The organism is Enterococcus sp. H57, assembly GCF_003112495.1.
In the GTDB taxonomy this organism is placed as follows: Bacteria; Bacillota; Bacilli; order Lactobacillales; family Enterococcaceae; genus Enterococcus_B; species Enterococcus_B faecium.
This window is the reverse complement of sequence record NZ_BEHC01000002.1, coordinates 47,354-64,516: the sequence shown is the minus strand read 5'-3', so window position 1 is coordinate 64,516 and position 17,163 is coordinate 47,354. Positions and strand designations below refer to the sequence as shown.

Sequence of the window (17,163 nt, the reverse complement as noted above, 5' to 3'; positions counted from 1 at the left end):
TTCGTTTTTTTGTGTCACAAAACTTGTTTTTTCACGACATATCTAATCGAAACGTTTGCCTGGGATCGGATACTTCTATTCTCGTGCCGTAGGAGTAGAAAAGTATGTCGATTTAAATTACGACCAACCTCTGCATCTGTCTATTGGTGAATATGAGGTCTCGGAATCTGTCGCACCAAATGGGTATCGGCTATCTGATCAAGTGTTCCAGTTTGCACTGAATGAAGAAGGTAAGTTTATCATTGAAGATACGGTCATCGAAGACGAAAATGCTCCCTTGCCGGAAGGCTATGAAATCATCGATGGAGTACTACAAGTAACCTTAGAAGATGAACTAGCGCCAATCGATTTGGAACTTTTGAAAATTGACAGTATGAATAGCCGACGTCTTGAAGGCGCAGAATTTTCAATTGAGAAACAAAATAGTGCAGGAGAGTATGAAATCATCGAGGGAGGCTTGGCACCAGATCCAAACGATTCTTCCCTATTCAATGCTTCAGACTTGTTGGAAGGGGTCTATCGGATCAAGGAAGTGAAGTCACCTGACAGCTATAGAAAACTTCCAGGTTACTTTATTTTAGAAATTAGTTATCGAGAAGAACCTGACATAGAAAATGATCGGGTAGTTCCAGGAAAAGAAGCGGGTACACTAAAAGTTGAGATTTCGTATTATCCAAACGAAGAAGCAGAGACGCCTGATCTACAGCAAGAGTTAGAATATGAACTTTTGGAGACAAATCGAATCAGATTACAGCTTAGTGTCGGGAACGATCCTGAAAATCCGTTGCCTGCTACAGGAGGATCCGGACGATTATTCTATATCCTGCTTGCTGCATTCTTCATGGCGCTTGCAGGAGCAGCCTATGGTTTGTTTGTCAGACAATCTAAAAAGGAGGGAGCAAGGTAATGAAAAAGCTGTTGTGTTTGATGCTTCAATTACTTGTTTTACTACCGCTTGCAGCAGTCCTTCTTCCACAGGCGATGTCGGCAGAAGAATCAGGGGAAGATGTCGTGGAATTCGTGTTGCATAAACGGATGATTCGAGATATCGATTATAACGATCAATTTGAATACCATGAAAATGATGGCTTGGCTATCTCTGAGGAAGCAGGGGAAACAGCAGATATCATTTCACAGACGGTGCCACTAAATGGAGCGACATTTGCCATTTACGACATGACCGATTATTATCATGAAAAAAAAGCTGCTGAAAACATGACTCCTAAAGAATTCGTCCAGCAAATCGCTGAAACGAACAGAAACAATATCCGTCAGCTAATCACAGAAGAAAGGCTTGTCCAAATAGGGACTTCGGTAACAACTGGGAAAGATACGGTTGGCGGATTAGGAAACGGGATTGCACGTATCAAAGCACCTAAGAAAAACCAAGATCGGGATGCAGTTTATTTGATTTTCGAAGAATCGATTGATCCAGAAGTTGGATTGGATGTTGATATCGATCAGACAGCTATCCCAATTGCTGCTATTTTGCCAATTTATCACCCGACAGAATCAACCGAGGAACTGCAAGAGATTCATATCTATCCTAAAAATGTCGGTTATCTAAGAGATCCATACTTCTTCAAGTATGGACGTCAAAGAGGAACAACTGAAAAAGGAAAACCATTAGAAGGTGCTGTTTTTGCTCTATATCAGATGATAGAAGGGGAGAAATATTATTTAGATATGGCTCCTGCTAATGACTTGAAAAATCAATGGATCAAACCAGCAGACAATGATCCTTTGAATGACAAAAATGTAAGCAAATTCATTTCGGATAAAGAGGGCCTTGTTACGACAGGACAACGTTTCTTGCCTTCTGGCACCTATTATTTTGAAGAATTAAAAGGTGTGGAAGGTTACGAGATGGATGAAGCAAGTAAGAGAATCGAGGTCATCATCCCTGAATTTTGGGTGGATGCAAAAGGCCAACCACAATATGTAGTAGTTAACGGACAGGAGATGGCTGAATTAGAATCCGGGAAAGTTCCAGTCTCTGCCTATGAATCCGCAACACCACGTGTTTATAACGAGACCGTAAAAGAAACAACGGACAAACCGAAAGAGCCGAGTGGTCCAAGCAATCCAGGTCAATCAGGAAAATGGTCCGTATTCCCGCAAACGAATGAAGCAAGAACGTTGATTTCTTTACTAGGAATTCTTTTATTGTTAGGTGCTGTTTTATTAATAAAAAAAGAACGGGGAGAAAAAAATGAATAAAAAAATGATTGTCACGGGAATGAGTGTACTGTTACTCGTTACTGCGGGAATAGGGATTTTCGGGAACGGAAAACTAGTCAAAGCCGAAGAAGTCGCACAAAAACCAAGTGAAGTGACGATTACATTACACAAAAAAGGTTTCTCATCTGTTCCGGAAGAACGACCGAATAGCGGATTGGTTTCTACGGATTTTGGTGAAGAAAATATTCCAGGAGTCGATTTTGATTTGTTTGACGTAACGGAAGTATATTACGATTTGATTCGAGATAATCCTTTAACACCGGAACGAGAAGACGGTCTTAATTCTGCCGAAGCGATTGAATGGATTCAAAAACGGCACACAGAAAGTTGGTTTTTAAAATATCGACTGACAAGTATTGACAAACAAACAACGAATGAAGCTGGAGAAGCGGTATTTTCTACCGTCCAAGTGACGGAAGAAGCACCTTCTTCTAGAGATAAAGTCTATCTTTTCTTAGAAACTTATTCGCCAGCTCATATTTCCAGAATCGCGTCTCCAATGGTTGTTATGATGCCAGTGATGATGCCTGATATGGTGGATGGTGTGTGGGATGGTTCTACATAGAAAGACACATACAATACAGATGTGCATTTGTATCCGAAAAACGAAATCAGAGAAGCAGATAAACAGATGAATGTAGAGGAAAGCGACCTTAGACAAGTAACGATTATTAATGAAGCTGGAGAACAAGAAACGATTTCTTATATTGATCTAGAAAGAGGAAAAACGGCTTCTTACACGATCACAGCACCTATTCCTTATTTCATCGATTCTGTCCTTGAAAACGGAAGCGCTGTTATCAAAAATTACAAAATCACAGATACGCCTACAGTTGGTCTAACTTATTATGATCAGGAAATAGAAGTGCGAGCCGGCGAGACGATTTTAACAAAAGGACAAGATTATATAGTAGAAGTAGTAAACAACGGGTTTGTCGTGACGATTTTGACAGAAGAAAATGGAGTAGCCAAAGTAGATACTTTAGGTAGATTAGCAGATGCACGTGGAGGAGATTTAACGATCACGTATAATTTGAAGGTTTCCACAGAACTAGAAGCGGATGATTTCCATAACAACACAGCGGTTATTGAAATCGGACGAAATGATGAATTTGATTATGAAGAAGGAGTAGAGCCGCCAGAGAAAGTCACAACAGGTGGAAGAAAGTTTGAAAAATATGATGCATCAAGCAGTGAATTGCTTAAAGATGCAAGATTCGAATTGTGGAATGAAGACCGTTCTGAATACGCAATATTTTATAAAGGGGAGTCGCCTTTAGCTGTTTATGAATCAGGAGCAGATAGAATTGAGTGGGCAACAAGCGGACAAGCAACAGAATTTGTCGCAGATGGAAATGGATACTTTGAGGTTCAAGGGTTAGATTATGGAACCTATCAAATGAAAGAGACCATGGCGCCAGAAGGTTATGTACTTCCAACAGGTGAGGCAGCCTTTACTGAATTTATCATCTCTTATGGAAGCTATAATGAAGAAATTCAGATCGTAGGAGTAGAAAATCCAGGGCCAGAAAGAGTACCGAATATGAAACGCGGGTCACTTCCTGCTACTGGTGGGAACGGGCTCTTGGCATTCTTACTAATCGGAATAAGTTTGATGATTGGAGCGTACAGCTGGTACCGTAAATCTAAAATGAAGTCTGAAGTATAAGCAACAAAAATAAGCTGCAGCAATCGGTTTTATAAAGGTTGCTGCAGTTTTTTTAAATAAGAAGGTGAAGAAAATGAAAAAGAAAATAGGTAATAGACCTCAAACCCAAATCAGTCTTTTATTACAATTATTTATGGCAGTGATGTTTCTTGCCGGAGCTGCAGTTTTTACATATCCATTTTTAGCAGATGCTCTCAGCAATTATTTGGATCAAAGAAGGATCGAGAATTATCAAAAGCAGCTTGAACGCGATAAAGAAGAAAAACATGAGCAACAATTAGCAGTGCATGAAAAGAAAAATCAGACGCTTGCTCATACATCAGTAATCCCAGGAATGGGACAAGTCAAAGATCCTTTTGAGCAAGCGGTTAGAAATGTCCAAAATCCAGGAAAAGAATATTACGAACAACATATGATCGGAGCCATCTATATTCCGAAAATCAATGTTAGCTTGCCTTTATTTGATGAAACGAATGATCTTTTGTTAGATAGAGGAGCGACAGTCCTGCAAGGCACCTCTTTTCCAACTGGAGGAGAGAGTACACATTCCGTGATTACCGCCCATAGCGGTATTGCTGAGAAAAAACTCTTTACGGATCTTGAAGAAATGGAGCAAGATGACCGATTCTATCTTGAAGTGTATGGTCGGATGCTCGCTTATGAAGTCGTTGAGAAAATTGTTGTCCTTCCAACAAAAACAAATACATTAGCAATCAGAGAAAAGCAGGATCTAGTCACACTTATCACTTGTACACCTTACACCGTGAACACTCACCGATTACTAGTGACAGGAAGGCGAGTTCCCTTTACAGAAGAAGTCTCTTCAAAGATAGAACAGACAAAAAAATACCATCTTTATCGATTACTTATACTCCTTCTAGGTATATTGCTAGTGCTAACGCTTTTCGGTTATTGGTGTTATCGAAAATTTAAAAGACAAAAACAACTAAGGAAAAATAACAGATAATAGACCAATTATTAAGAATAACATAATAAATTTAAGCTGCTTGGAAGAGACAAACGCGATTAAATCGCATATTTCCAGTTTTTTTTAACGTTTGCTAAAATGACATTTTCCAGGTAAGCCAACTTGTTTCACAAGGGCTTCTTTGATATTGTAGTAGCAAGAAGAAAGATGGAGGGATTTTTTATGGCAAAAATCATGGTAGTCGAAGACGAAGAGATCATTCGACAATTGATCATGGAGGAACTTGAGAAATGGCAATTTGAAACCTTTGGAACGACCGATTTCAATCAAGTGTTCTCAGACTTTGAAAGAGAAGAACCACAGCTTGTATTACTAGATATTAATCTTCCCGTTTTGGATGGCTATTATTGGTGTCAAAAAATACGTGAAGTATCGAAAGTACCGATCATTTTTATCTCCAGCAGGAATACGAATATGGATATGATCATGGCTATGAACATGGGGGCAGATGATTTTGTGACAAAACCTTTCCAAATCGATGTACTGATTGCAAAAATCAATGCATTACTTCGCCGTTCTTACAACTACACAGAATTATCTAGTGAAATGATGAGCCACAATGGCATTACGTTGAATGTTGACAACGGAAGTATGGAAATCAACGGAGAGATCATTGATTTGAGCAAAAATGAATATCGTCTATTATTTATTTTGATGAAGCACAATGGAAAGATCTTAAGTCGGGAAAAATTGCTGCGAGCACTGTGGGATGACGAACGATTTGTAGATGACAATACATTGACAGTCAACATAAATCGGTTACGCCGAAAAATCGAACAGGCAGGTATCCAAGGATATATCGAAACAAAAGTAGGACAGGGATATATCGTTCCCTGAAAGGATGAGCGGTTAAGATGAATTTTTTTAAATATTTGAAAGATCAGTGGACATTGATCTTGGGATGGCTGTTTTTTATTGCATTGACGATCTTTGTGATGTGGCTGGCGCCAAACATCAAAGTGGATTTGAGCACAATTGCTTATTTAGCTTTGATTGAGGGCGTCTTTCTGATTTTTTATCTGCTGGGTGGTTACTTGAGCAAGAGAAGATGGTGGGGAAAATTCGCCGACATACAAAAAACTTCCCCTTTGCAAAACTATTTGAGCGGTGGACGAACAGAAGAAGAAAAACTTGTGGAAGAATATATCAATCAGCTGATCCGTGAACACCAAGAAGTAATGCAATCAGCAATCAGTAATCAACAAGACCAAAAAGATTATATTGACTCATGGGTCCATGAAATCAAAGTGCCACTTTCCGCTTCTAAATTGCTAGTTCGTTCGATCGAGTTCGATATTGACGATCAAAAGTATACATTACTAGAAAATGAATTATCAAAAATCGATGAATACGTAGAACAAGTTTTGTATTATGCAAGACTCGACAGTTTCTCGCGGGACTACCTCATCCAAGAATATGGACTAAAAGGAATCATTCAGCCTGTGATACGCAGTCAGGCAAATTATTTTATCCAAAAAAATATTCGCTACGAGATTGTTGGTGAGGATCATACTGTTTTGACCGATGCTAAATGGATCGCTTTTATCTTCAACCAATTGCTTAGTAATGCCATCAAATATACGCCGGATCACGGAAACATCATTGTGAGCATAGAAAAGGAAGCACAAGGAGTCAGCCTTTCAGTTAAAGATTCAGGGATCGGTATCCCAGCGGAAGACTTGAAACGGATCTTTGATAAGGGATTTACTGGGAGAAATGGTCGACTTAGCAAAACACATTCAACAGGATTAGGACTTTATTTAGCAAAAAATCTGGCCGAAAAATTAGGTATCCATTTGACGGCTGAATCAACTGAAGGAAAAGGGACAACAATGACTTTATTTTTCCCAATCTTAAATTTTTATAATGAAAAACGTTAGAAAATCGTTAGAAACGAAAAAAAGTGCTTGTGTTGTTAACGTTTTCGCTGATAAGTTTCTTATCATGTGAAATAAAAGGAGATTGGTTATGGAAATTTTAATAGCATTAGTCCCTATGTTGGCATGGGGTAGTATTGGTTTAGTAAGTGGTAAAATTGGTGGCGATGCCAATCAACAAACACTAGGAATGACGATCGGTGCATTTCTGTTTTCTTTAGTTGTCTTTTTCGTTGTTAGTCCTGTAATCACCCCTTGGATTTTCTTGATCGGATTTTTATCCGGCTTAGCTTGGAGTGTTGGACAAAATGGACAGTTCCATGGAATGAAGTACATGGGTGTTTCTGTAGGGTTACCATTGTCTACTGGTTTTCAATTAATTTTGAATACGATTGCGGGAGCCGTTTTCTTCCATGAATGGACACAAACAAAAGATTATGTATACGGTATTATTGCTTTAGCTCTTCTTGTAAGCGGTGCGTATTTGACTGCCCGACAAGATGACGAAGGAAAAATAGATACAGATAATAAAATGCTTGATTTTGGTAAGGGTTTTAGAGCATTGATCTTCTCTACGATTGGTTATGGTGTATATACCATCATCGTCAACTGGGCGAATTTGGATGCGATGTCAATTATCTTACCTCAAAGTATCGGAATGATCTTAGGCGCAAGCTTCTTTGCTTTCCGTAAAGTTAAAGTCGATCAGTTTGTGTGGAAAAACATGATCTGTGGATTATTATGGGGCTTAGGAAACATCTGCATGCTTCTAACAGTCAAATCACTTGGTTTAGCTGTTGGCTTCTCACTTTCACAAATGGGGATCATTATCTCTACTTTAGGTGGGATTTTCATCCTTGGCGAAAGAAAAACGAAAAAAGAGCTCATTTATGTTATTGTTGGTTGCCTTTTAGTCATTTTAGGTGGTATCCTTTTAGGGTATATGAAAACAGTTTAATCGCTGTTTTCCAACCTAAAATGGGGAGGAACTTCAATGGATTTGTTTCGTAAGAAAGAGATCAATCTCAATCATACGAGTGAGATGAAAAAAGAACTAAAAACGTCTGATTTGATCATGCTTGGAATTGGTGCGATCATCGGTACGGGAATATTTGTGGTGACAGGGGTTGCGGCCAATCAAAATGCTGGTCCAGCACTGTCACTTTCATTTGTCTTAGCTGCAATCGTTGTCATTTTGTCTGGACTAAGTTTCGCAGAATTTGCTTCGCGAGTGCCAGTGATTGGTGGGCCATATGCCTATCTGTATGTTGTATTTGGTGAATTTGCTGCCTGGCTGACAGGGTGGTTGTTGATCGGGGAATTTTTACTAGCGGTTTCCTCTGTTGCTTCCGGATGGTCTGGCTATATGCAAGGTTTTTTGAAAAGTTTAGGGGCCGAACTTCCACAAGCATTAACTGGCGGGTACAATCCGGAAAATGGTACATACATTGACTTGATTGCGGTGCTCGTAGTGATATTCGTCACTTACATCGTGTCGCTTGAAGCCAAGAAAGCATTACGTTTGAATAATGCCATGGTATATGTCAAATTTGGTATCATCGCGTTGTTTATCATTGTAGGAATATTTTTCGTTAAACCTGATAACTGGCAGCCATTCATGCCTTTTGGTTTTTCCGGTGTGCTAGATGGTGCAGCTCTTGTGTTTTTTGCTTTCTTGGGATTTGATGCCGTTGCAATGGCAGCCGAGGAAGTCAAAAACCCGCAAAAAGATGTGCCAAGAGGAATCATTGGTTCGATACTGATTGCTACTGTCCTTTACATCATCGTGACGCTGATCTTGACAGGAATCGTTCCGTATACTGAACTAGGAGTCAATGACCCAGTGGCTTTTGCAATGAGGTATGTAGGACATGGAACAGTGGGCGCGGTGATCGCTGTAGGGGCAATTTTAACGCTACTGACGGTAACGATCTCGATGATGTATTCACTTGCTCGTTTACTGTTTGCTGTCAGCAAGGATGGCTTACTTCCTAAGTTTATGACAGAAATCGATCAAAAGCATCGTACACCGAAAAAAGCGACTTATGCCGCTGGTGTGGCAGCTGTATTCTTTGCCGGATTTTTCCCATTGAATGTATTAGCGGAACTAACGAATATCATGGCGCTCGCCTATTTGATGCTTGTTAGTCTAGGCTTACTGAAGTTGAGAAAAATGTTTGGCAAACCAAAAGCTGGAGAATTCAAAGTGCCATTCGTTCCGCTATTGCCAATCGTCTCCATCTTGACTTGTATTGTATTGATGCTTCGTCTGCAAACTGTGACATGGATCGTGTTCGGTATCGTAATGGTTATTGGACTGATCATTTATTTTGGCTATGGCTATGGACACAGCAAGATGAATGAGAAATAGACTCCAATGGAGAAGTTAGAAGAAAGATAAGAAAAACGCCCAACAACAGTTTATTACAACTGTTGTTGGGCGTTTGTTTTAGTAACAAGCGAAAGGTGATCTATTGGGTTAAATCCAACAGTTTTTGTTTCAGATCTTCTTCCATGTGTCCAAGCTCTACTTCTGCATGACGACGTTTTTCTTTTCCTTCTTTTTGGATACGCAATGTCTCTTGGATTGTTTCGATCAAATCATTTTGAGTGGTTTGAAGGGTCTCGATATCCACGATTCCACGTTCATTTTCTTTCGCTGTTTCGATGGCTGAGATTTTCAGCATTTCTGAATTTTTCTTCAATAAGTCGTTTGTTGTTTCAGAGACTTGGCGTTGAGCAGTTACTGCATCTTTTTGACGAAGCAAGGTCAATGCGATCACGACTTGGTTTTTCCACAGCGGAATGGCTGTAGCGATAGATGCTTGGATCTTTTCAGCCAAGGCCTGATTTGTGTTTTGGATCAAACGGATTTGTGGTGCTTGCTGGATCGTGATCTGTCTAGCTAAGCGAAGATCATGCGTACGTTTATCCAGACGATCTAGGAATTGCGTGTAATCATTGGCAATCTGAACATCCATCTGATCGCCAGTTTCTTCTGCTCTTTTCATCGCTTCTGGAATGATCGTTGTTTGAAGTTCTTCCATTTTCAATTCTCCAGCAGCGATATAAATATTCAGTGCATCAAAGTAGTCTTTGTTTTTCTGGTAAAGCTGTTCTAACATCAGATTATCTTTTAGCAGACCGTCTTTTTCTTTATCTAATTTCACTGAAATCTTGTCAATTTGTGCACCAATCTTTTGATATTTTGCTGTCACTTCATAGATCGATTGTTTGACCTTCCCGAAGACACGCTGGAAGATGTTCCCTTCTCCGGCACGCAGTTCGTCAGGATTGGCTTCTTGGAGACGATACATCAGTTCAGTTAAGGAATCTCCTACAGGACCAATATCTTGTGCTTGCACATGATTCAACATCGATTGTGAGAATTCACTTAATTTTGCTTGGGCAGCCGATCCGTAGCTGATGACAGACTGTGCATCATTAGCATCGATTTTTGCTGCTAACTGTTTAGCTTGTTCTTGGCGTTCCGCCGGTAGTTTGTCAATTAAACGAGCAGCTGTCTGTTGCTCTTGGAGCTGATCAATCTCCGCTTGTTGTGAAGTGGTCAGCGTATCTGTTGGAGTTGAAAACGGGTTGTTCAATAAATCTTCAAGTGTATCGTTAACTGGTGTAACATCTTTTGTTTCAGTCGGTTTATGATCCATAAAAAATTCCTCCTTGTTGAATCTGTTCTCGATTCTTACATGAATGTCTCTACTTTAGAAAAAGTACTCGAAACAGCCAGACATCATCTGAATGTTCCGAGTCTTCTTTTATGAACAAAAGAGTTAATCCTTTTGTTCTGGTTCATATTTATTATCACGCTTTAAGCTCTGTTTCGCAACAGATATCTCTACATCGATATCATCTAGATCATCAGCAACGAATTTTTGATAATCTTGTGCGATTAAAGCTGACAGCTGGTCGATGATCTGCGCGCTTTCTTCTAGTTTTTCATAGGTCTGTTTGTTTTTGATCTCATGGTCATTGATCTCATTATACTTATTTGTCAAATCAACTAGATTCGGCAGATGCGTATAAAGAAACTGACTTGCTTCATGCAGTCGGTTTGGTTCTTTCACCAATTCTTTGAATAAAGCTTTTGCTGCTTTGACTGGATCATGGCGGAGATCGATTGCTTTAAGTTTGGCTGTCTGCTGCATATTCATTTGCAATTGATTGATCTCATTTTTTGTTTGATTCATTGTTTGTCGAAAAAATGAAATTTCATTCGCTGTCATACCGCTTTTTTCATAGTGAGTTTCAAGTTCGTCAGTCAGTGCAGGAATTTCTTCTTGTTTTCCCTTTTTCCTGCGCGAACCAAAGAGTCCCCACAAAACTAAAACTACACCTATCAATAAAAGTCCTAGAACAAAAGAAAAACTATTGTTTCGGACAAAGAGAAATAGCAAGACCAATGCTAGAAGCCACGGCCAATTTCGTTTTATCATAATAAACCCTCCATGTCATTTATCGTTGAGTATTGAATTCTTTTCGTTATTCGATTACATACTTATTTTAGCATACGGACTACTAGAAAGAGTATCGGACTAAAGAAGGATTTTCTATATTTAGAGAAAATCTAAGGTTTATCTATGGTAAACTAATAAGGAGTTTTTGAGAAAAATTGAAAAATGAAAAAAAAGCAGTTATGATTACAAAGAAAGCAGGAGAAGATATGCTGAACAATGAGCAATTTGAAGAAAAAACAATCAGTCGCAAAGAAATCTATAGCGGAAAAATTATTAATGTTGCTGTAGACGAAGTTCGTTTGCCAGATGGAGGAACTTCGAAGAGAGAACTGGTATTTCATCCTGGCGGTGTCGGGATCATTGCTTTTGACGAACAAGATCGTCTGCTTCTTGTCAAACAATTTCGAAAACCTTTAGAAAAAGTGATTTTGGAGATTCCAGCTGGAAAAATCGATCCAGGAGAAGGACAAAATCCCGAAATGACAGCAGCTAGAGAATTAGAAGAAGAAACTGGCTATCGTTCGAAGTCGCTGAGCCATCTTACTTCGATGTATCTTTCACCAGGTTTTGCAAATGAAGTCCTTCATATTTATCATGCACAAGGGGTAGAGAAGGTCGAGAATCCTTTAGCACAAGATGAAGACGAAGTACTGGAGTTGTATCATCTAACTCTTGAAGAGGCGCAACAAGCGATGAAAGATCAGTTGATTTGTGATGCAAAGACGATTTATGCGATTCAATACTGGGAACTATTGACCAAAGGAAAGTAGAGGGATCGGCTTATGGCCAAAGGACCGCTTATTACGCGAAGCGAACTTCGCAAGCGACAACAAGCACAAGCAAGCGAGTCATTAAAAAAACAGCGAAAAGCAGAAACAGCTTATCAGCAAGAAGAAAAAAAGATTGCTAGCTTTTATCGTAAAGAAAGCAAAAAGAATAAACCAATCACGAAAACAAGGATCAGCGAACGGGAAAAGACGACCAAATGGAACTCTTTTTTGATGAAATCTCTTATTATTGTTATCCTAATGTTATGTGTGGTTTTTTTAGCAATCGCATTTATATAGAAAGAAGGAATTAAAAAGATGAAAATCGGTATTATCGGCGCAATGGAAGAAGAAGTAAAAATTTTGAGAGAGAACCTAAGCGAACCATTATCATGGGAACGCGCAGGCGCTTTATTTATTTCAGGTTCATTAGGTAACCACGAAGTGATCGTCGTACGTTCCGGTATAGGAAAAGTCTTAGCATCTATTACCACAAGTCTGTTGATCCAACAATACGGCGTGAACATGGTGATCAATACAGGTTCAGCTGGCGGAATCGGTGAAGGCTTACAAGTAGGTGACATCGTTATATCAGACAAAGTAGCTTATTTTGATGCAGATGCAACAGGATTTGGCTACAAACCAGGACAATTACCAGGAATGCCTCTATATTATGAAGCAAGCACATATTTGCGCAGTGAAATGGTTAAAGCAGCAAAAGCAACGAATTTGAACGCAAAAGAAGGATTGATCGTTACAGGTGATACATTTGTCGACTCGCCAGATAAAATCAAAGAAATCTTAACGAATTTCCCTGAAGCATTAGCTTGCGAAATGGAAGGAGCCGCTGTTGGACAAACAGCTCGTCAGTTCAATATCCCATTTTTGATCGTACGTGCAATGAGCGACACAGCAGATCACTCGGCGACACAAAGCTTTGACGAATTTATCGAAGACGCAGGCAAACGATCAGCAGAAATGGTGATCGAATTTGTCAAACATCTCGTATAAGGAGGACTAAGATGAACGCATTGATCTCGATTGACTACACATATGATTTTGTTGCAGAGGATGGAAAGCTGACTACTGGGACAGCAGGACAAGTAATTGAAAAAAAGCTGACTGCTCATACAAAGAAGTTTATTGATCAAAAGGATTTTGTCGTTTTTGCCATTGATGCGCATGATCCAAAAGATTCCTTTCATCCGGAGAACCGCTTATTTCCTCCGCATAATGTGATAGGAACGGGTGGACGGGAATTGTACGGCTCTTTAAAAAGTTTATACCAAGACTATGAGCAAGAGGAAAATGTTTATTGGATAGACAAACGGCATTATTCCGCTTTTAGTGGAACAGATCTAGACATCTGTTTGCGAGAACGCCAGATCACAGATATTTATTTGACCGGCGTATGTACAGATATCTGTGTGTTGCATACAGCAGTCGATGCGTATAATCTTGGATACAAACTCCATATTTTCAAAGATGCCGTGGCAAGTTTCGATCCCGTTGGACATGAATGGGCATTGAGACATTTTGAATCCACACTAGGCGCAGAAATTTTATAAAAAAACAAAGTGATTTGATAAAATAAAAAGCACAAAATAATAAAAGAAGAGCATAAAACAAACGACTTTGTTTTACGCTCTTTTTTATACGTTATTTTAAAAAAATATTATTCTTTTTACGTTAATAAATCTCTTTATTATCAACAACTTAAGTTATATTTTTTCTTTTTATAAAATACACTTATTATAATTTTGTTTTTTATTGACAGTGAAAATAAATTAGGTAATACTTTAAGTAAACGCTTTCTAATTTGTTACGGGAGGAATACACTTGTTAAAAAAACGTATAAAATACAGTGCGCTAATGATGAATCTCCTTATGCTCAGTACCCCGGTTTTAATTTCTGTCGTTGAAGTTGCTGCTAACGAACAACAGTCTGTGAACGAAGAAAATGCACACGTGAACATTGAAGGGATGTCAACAATGGAGGAAGTACCAAGAACTAGTGAAGATGTGGATACGGAAGAAGGAAATGATCCTATGATGAAAGAATCAGAAAATGAAAAGACAAAAAAGCAATCTGAAGAAGCAAATGAAGAGTGGAAAGGGGTTGTTTTCGGAGAAAGCACAAGTGCTAGTAGGTATGCCATTGAACCATTAGAAGACGGCGTGCGGCTCTCTTCCACGAATAACGGCGGAAAATTCCAGTCAAGCGGATCAGATGGAATGACCTATTATTATCAAGCAATCCCCAAAGACATCAACTTTAGGATGCGGGCGACGATCGAAATAGAATCTTGGACCTATACGAATGCCCAAGAAGGATTTGCTTTAATGGTAAGAGACGCAGTACCAAAAGATCATTTGTTTGGGCAGGCATTTTATTCAAATTCATTTGCCATACTAGGCAGTCGGATCGAATATGTCTGGGACTCGGATAGACAAGAAGTGGTCAACACGAGCGGCAGCAAATATACGATGCGACTTGGATTAGGGACACGGGCAATCACAGGAATATCATCTGAAGATCCGCAAGCTGCGCCAGCTCCTGGGAGTGTCTCAGTGGAAACAACACCTTTAGAGACTTCAGCAGGGTTCTTGGAAAAAGAAACAGGTTCTTATAATATATTCGGAAACGGTCATGGGAATCTGTTTCCGGCCACGAACTCGATTACTAAACTGGACGTAGAGATGAAAAAAACGAATACTGGTTTAGAGGCATATTATTACGATCCTGAAACAGGAGAAGAAATGGCTTCTGACATCATGTATGACTGGGAAAAATTATACGCTTCAGATGAATCGGTTATTTATGCAGGATTTGCTGCAGCAAGGAATATGACGATCAAGGTAGAAGGAATCGAAGTTGCTTACTCGGATCCTGCGACAGATCCTCCTGGGCAAGAAAGACCTACTCGCTTGATTGATCCGATTTACACTGTGACCTCTAGTAATCATTCAGGAAACCAAGACCATACTATGTCCTTTAGAGCAAATGCTGACGGATTATTAACAATCAAAAATCAAGCAACAGGAGAGGTACTTGAGAACGCAAAAGACTTGGCAATCACTGCAAATCGGGAATTTGATTATCAGACAAAACTGATGGAAGGAACGAACGAATTTACTTTCAGTTTTACACCAGATAAAAACTATCCGCCAGAAGAATACGTAGAGATGGCTAGTTATGAAACAAAAGAGATTCTGCATACAGTTGACTACCGTAAACCTAACTATTCGACAGTTTATGTAACACCGGAAGGGTCAGATACAGGAAACGGAAGTAGACAAAATCCGTTATCTCTGACGCAAGCATTGAGATACGCATATGCTGGGCAGACAATCGTCCTGGCTCCTGGAACTTATTCCTTTGAAAGAGGATTGACGATTCCAAAAGGAGTTAACGGGACAAGAGAAAACCCGATTCAATTGATTGCAGAGAAAAATCCAGAAAACAAGCGACCTGTACTTGATTTTAAAGGAACTGGAAATGGGATGACACTGTTTAGTCATTACTGGGTTTTACGTGGGTTTGACGTTACAAATAGTGCCGCTATGCAAAAAGGATTGCAGATTTCTGGAAACCATAATTTGATTGAAGAGATCCATGCTTATCGGAATGGAAATACAGGAATCCAAATCAGTGGTAGCTCAAATGATCCTTTCGAAGCATGGCCAGCGCATAACTTAGTCAAGAACTGTACATCTTTTGAAAATGCCGATCCAGGATTTGAAGATGCCGATGGATTTGCGGCCAAACTGACAATAGGAGAAGGGAATGTATTTGACGGTTGTATCGCTTATCATAATGCAGATGATGGTTGGGATCTTTTTGCTAAAAATGAAACAGGTTCAATCGGGAAAGTAGTCATCAAAAACTCAGTTGCTTATCGAAACGGTTGGGTACCGGGAGTTGAAGGAGAAGGGAACGGTAATGGATTCAAAATGGGTGGTTCCTCTTTATCGGGCCCTCATGAATTGATCAATAGTTTGTCTTTCGAAAATCTTGCAAAAGGAATCGATTCCAATAGCGGAACAGATATTATCGTCAATAGCAGTACAAGTTTTAATAACGGTTCATATAATGTGGCTCTTTATACCTCTTCGGCAGGAAACACAGACTTCCATGCTTCTGGTATCTTATCTTTCCGAACAGAAAATCTTGAGATGAGAGAGCAGATCCGCCCATTGAATCAAAACGAAGATCAAATCTATCACTCGTTGAACTACTATTGGAATGAACGAGAGAAACAATCAGAAAATACTCTTGGACATACCGTATCAAAAGATTGGATCGAATCTCTAAATACACATTCGCAAGAAGGGCAGCAGCCTGTTACTCGCTATGCGAATGGAAGCATCCATGTCCATGGATTGATGCAAATCAAACCGGAGAATCGTCAAACAGAAAAGGGAAGAGTAGATGGTCTTCCACTATCTGTAGGTGCTACTTTTGACGGAGAAACCTCACCGTCTTCGGAGTATCCAGAATATGCAATCGTACAAGAACCAAATCAGACAAAACCAAATGAACAAAATAATCCGATTATTATACAAGAAGCAAATGGTGTGGCGGAGAATGCAGAAGGAAATATCATTGAACTGAAGCCTTTTACAGTTTTTGTGTCAACTTTCACACCAAATCAAGGAACGCCTGTCTTTGAAGATATGCGTTATTTCCCAGAAAAGATCCAAATCGTTGAAACACAGTCAAGTGCTCAATTTTCTAATCATACCGCTATTTTTTCAGCACCTTCAAAAGGAGAATATACGCTAGAAGTCACTTATCGTTCGGAAATATTTGATGGGGAAAAATGGTCTGCTCATACAGAATCTGTTACCCAGCAAAAAGCGATCACTGTGCGAGAAACTGCCGATGTGCCCCCGGGAAATGACAAACCAGAAAGAGAAAATCCAGGAAATGAATCACCAAATGGAAAACCAAATGGAAAACCTTCTCATCCGGATAGGACAGCAAAAGAAAGTGAAAAAAATGGCACTCAAGGACTCCCAAAAACGGGAGAATTTAATAACCCGTTGCTAGCATTAGCTGGAGGAATTTTGTTAATCGGTGTAGTTGTTTATGTCATGAAACAGCGAAAAAAATAAGTGGAATTTCTCCTTTTATGATGTAAAA

The 17,163-nt window shown here is 39.4% G+C and carries 13 protein-coding genes and 2 pseudogenes; 13 read left to right on the top strand and 2 right to left on the bottom strand.

What is annotated here, in order from left to right; all coding sequences use genetic code 11:
- Positions 1-46: 46 nt before the first annotated feature.
- The 8 genes and pseudogenes from DIZ30_RS00665 to DIZ30_RS00625 form a co-directional block, all read left to right on the top strand.
- A pseudogene (locus DIZ30_RS00665) lies at positions 47-907 on the top strand (collagen binding domain-containing protein); the annotation flags it as partial.
- Positions 907-2,220, top strand: a complete 1,314-nt coding sequence (locus tag DIZ30_RS00660) for a pilin N-terminal domain-containing protein (protein WP_073490353.1) — start codon at positions 907-909, stop codon at positions 2,218-2,220. The pseudogene DIZ30_RS00665 and the gene DIZ30_RS00660, both read left to right, overlap by 1 nt.
- Positions 2,213-3,910: pseudogene (locus DIZ30_RS13415) on the top strand (SpaH/EbpB family LPXTG-anchored major pilin). The gene DIZ30_RS00660 and the pseudogene DIZ30_RS13415 overlap by 8 nt, the downstream one beginning before the upstream one ends.
- A gap of 73 nt (positions 3,911-3,983) precedes the next feature.
- Positions 3,984-4,877 carry a class C sortase gene (locus DIZ30_RS00645; protein WP_002298884.1) on the top strand — a complete coding sequence of 298 codons (894 nt, stop codon included), beginning with the start codon at positions 3,984-3,986 and terminating at the stop codon, positions 4,875-4,877.
- Between the two features lie 183 nt (positions 4,878-5,060).
- A complete protein-coding gene (gene sapR / locus DIZ30_RS00640; RefSeq protein WP_002291233.1) occupies positions 5,061-5,735 on the top strand; it encodes a two-component system response regulator SapR in 675 nt (224 codons plus the stop codon).
- A 17-nt stretch (positions 5,736-5,752) separates the two neighbouring features.
- A complete protein-coding gene (sapS, locus tag DIZ30_RS00635; protein ID WP_109023041.1) occupies positions 5,753-6,778 on the top strand; it encodes a two-component system sensor histidine kinase SapS in 1,026 nt (341 codons plus the stop codon).
- An 88-nt stretch (positions 6,779-6,866) separates the two neighbouring features.
- Complete coding sequence (locus DIZ30_RS00630) at positions 6,867-7,733, top strand: GRP family sugar transporter (protein ID WP_002286769.1); 867 nt, start codon at positions 6,867-6,869, stop codon at positions 7,731-7,733.
- Positions 7,734-7,769: 36 nt separating this feature from the next.
- Positions 7,770-9,146, top strand: coding sequence for an amino acid permease (locus DIZ30_RS00625; protein ID WP_002286768.1), 1,377 nt, complete (start codon positions 7,770-7,772; stop codon positions 9,144-9,146).
- 100 nt (positions 9,147-9,246) lie between these two features.
- On the opposite strand, the gene DIZ30_RS00620 is transcribed toward DIZ30_RS00625, so the two are convergent.
- Entirely contained in the window at positions 9,247-10,443 is a 1,197-nt protein-coding gene (locus DIZ30_RS00620; RefSeq protein WP_002286766.1) for a toxic anion resistance protein, read from the bottom strand.
- A gap of 123 nt (positions 10,444-10,566) precedes the next feature.
- Positions 10,567-11,229 (bottom strand): 5-bromo-4-chloroindolyl phosphate hydrolysis family protein, encoded by a 663-nt coding sequence (locus DIZ30_RS00615; protein ID WP_109023040.1) that lies wholly within the window; start codon positions 11,227-11,229, stop codon positions 10,567-10,569.
- 227 nt (positions 11,230-11,456) lie between these two features.
- Here DIZ30_RS00615 and DIZ30_RS00610 point away from each other — a divergent pair, with 227 nt between their 5' ends.
- From DIZ30_RS00610 to DIZ30_RS00590, 5 genes are all read left to right on the top strand, one after another.
- Positions 11,457-12,020, top strand: coding sequence for an NUDIX hydrolase (locus tag DIZ30_RS00610; RefSeq protein WP_002323741.1), 564 nt, complete (start codon positions 11,457-11,459; stop codon positions 12,018-12,020).
- A 12-nt stretch (positions 12,021-12,032) separates the two neighbouring features.
- A complete protein-coding gene (gene macP, locus DIZ30_RS00605) occupies positions 12,033-12,317 on the top strand; it encodes a cell wall synthase accessory phosphoprotein MacP (RefSeq protein ID WP_002286760.1) in 285 nt (94 codons plus the stop codon).
- A gap of 18 nt (positions 12,318-12,335) precedes the next feature.
- On the top strand, positions 12,336-13,028 hold the full coding sequence (locus DIZ30_RS00600) for a 5'-methylthioadenosine/adenosylhomocysteine nucleosidase (RefSeq protein WP_002291218.1): 693 nt from the start codon (positions 12,336-12,338) through the stop codon (positions 13,026-13,028).
- A gap of 11 nt (positions 13,029-13,039) precedes the next feature.
- Entirely contained in the window at positions 13,040-13,585 is a 546-nt protein-coding gene (locus DIZ30_RS00595) for a cysteine hydrolase family protein (RefSeq protein WP_002298881.1), read from the top strand.
- 271 nt (positions 13,586-13,856) lie between these two features.
- Complete coding sequence (locus DIZ30_RS00590; protein WP_109023039.1) at positions 13,857-17,135, top strand: right-handed parallel beta-helix repeat-containing protein; 3,279 nt, start codon at positions 13,857-13,859, stop codon at positions 17,133-17,135.
- Positions 17,136-17,163 lie beyond the last annotated feature (28 nt).

Excerpts from the sequence above, each read along its gene's own strand:
- sapS (WP_109023041.1), top strand. The coding sequence starts at position 5,753 with ATGAATTTTTTTAAATATTTGAAAGATCAGTGGACATTGATCTTGGGA.
- macP (WP_002286760.1), top strand. The coding sequence starts at position 12,033 with ATGGCCAAAGGACCGCTTATTACGCGAAGCGAACTTCGCAAGCGACAA.
- DIZ30_RS00615 (WP_109023040.1), bottom strand. The coding sequence starts at position 11,229 with ATGATAAAACGAAATTGGCCGTGGCTTCTAGCATTGGTCTTGCTATTT.
- DIZ30_RS00645 (WP_002298884.1), top strand. The coding sequence starts at position 3,984 with ATGAAAAAGAAAATAGGTAATAGACCTCAAACCCAAATCAGTCTTTTA.
- DIZ30_RS00600 (WP_002291218.1), top strand. The coding sequence starts at position 12,336 with ATGAAAATCGGTATTATCGGCGCAATGGAAGAAGAAGTAAAAATTTTG.
- DIZ30_RS00595 (WP_002298881.1), top strand. The coding sequence starts at position 13,040 with ATGAACGCATTGATCTCGATTGACTACACATATGATTTTGTTGCAGAG.
- DIZ30_RS00610 (WP_002323741.1), top strand. The coding sequence starts at position 11,457 with ATGCTGAACAATGAGCAATTTGAAGAAAAAACAATCAGTCGCAAAGAA.
- DIZ30_RS00630 (WP_002286769.1), top strand. The coding sequence starts at position 6,867 with ATGGAAATTTTAATAGCATTAGTCCCTATGTTGGCATGGGGTAGTATT.
- DIZ30_RS00660 (WP_073490353.1), top strand. The coding sequence starts at position 907 with ATGAAAAAGCTGTTGTGTTTGATGCTTCAATTACTTGTTTTACTACCG.
- DIZ30_RS00620 (WP_002286766.1), bottom strand. The coding sequence starts at position 10,443 with ATGGATCATAAACCGACTGAAACAAAAGATGTTACACCAGTTAACGAT.
- DIZ30_RS00625 (WP_002286768.1), top strand. The coding sequence starts at position 7,770 with ATGGATTTGTTTCGTAAGAAAGAGATCAATCTCAATCATACGAGTGAG.
- sapR (WP_002291233.1), top strand. The coding sequence starts at position 5,061 with ATGGCAAAAATCATGGTAGTCGAAGACGAAGAGATCATTCGACAATTG.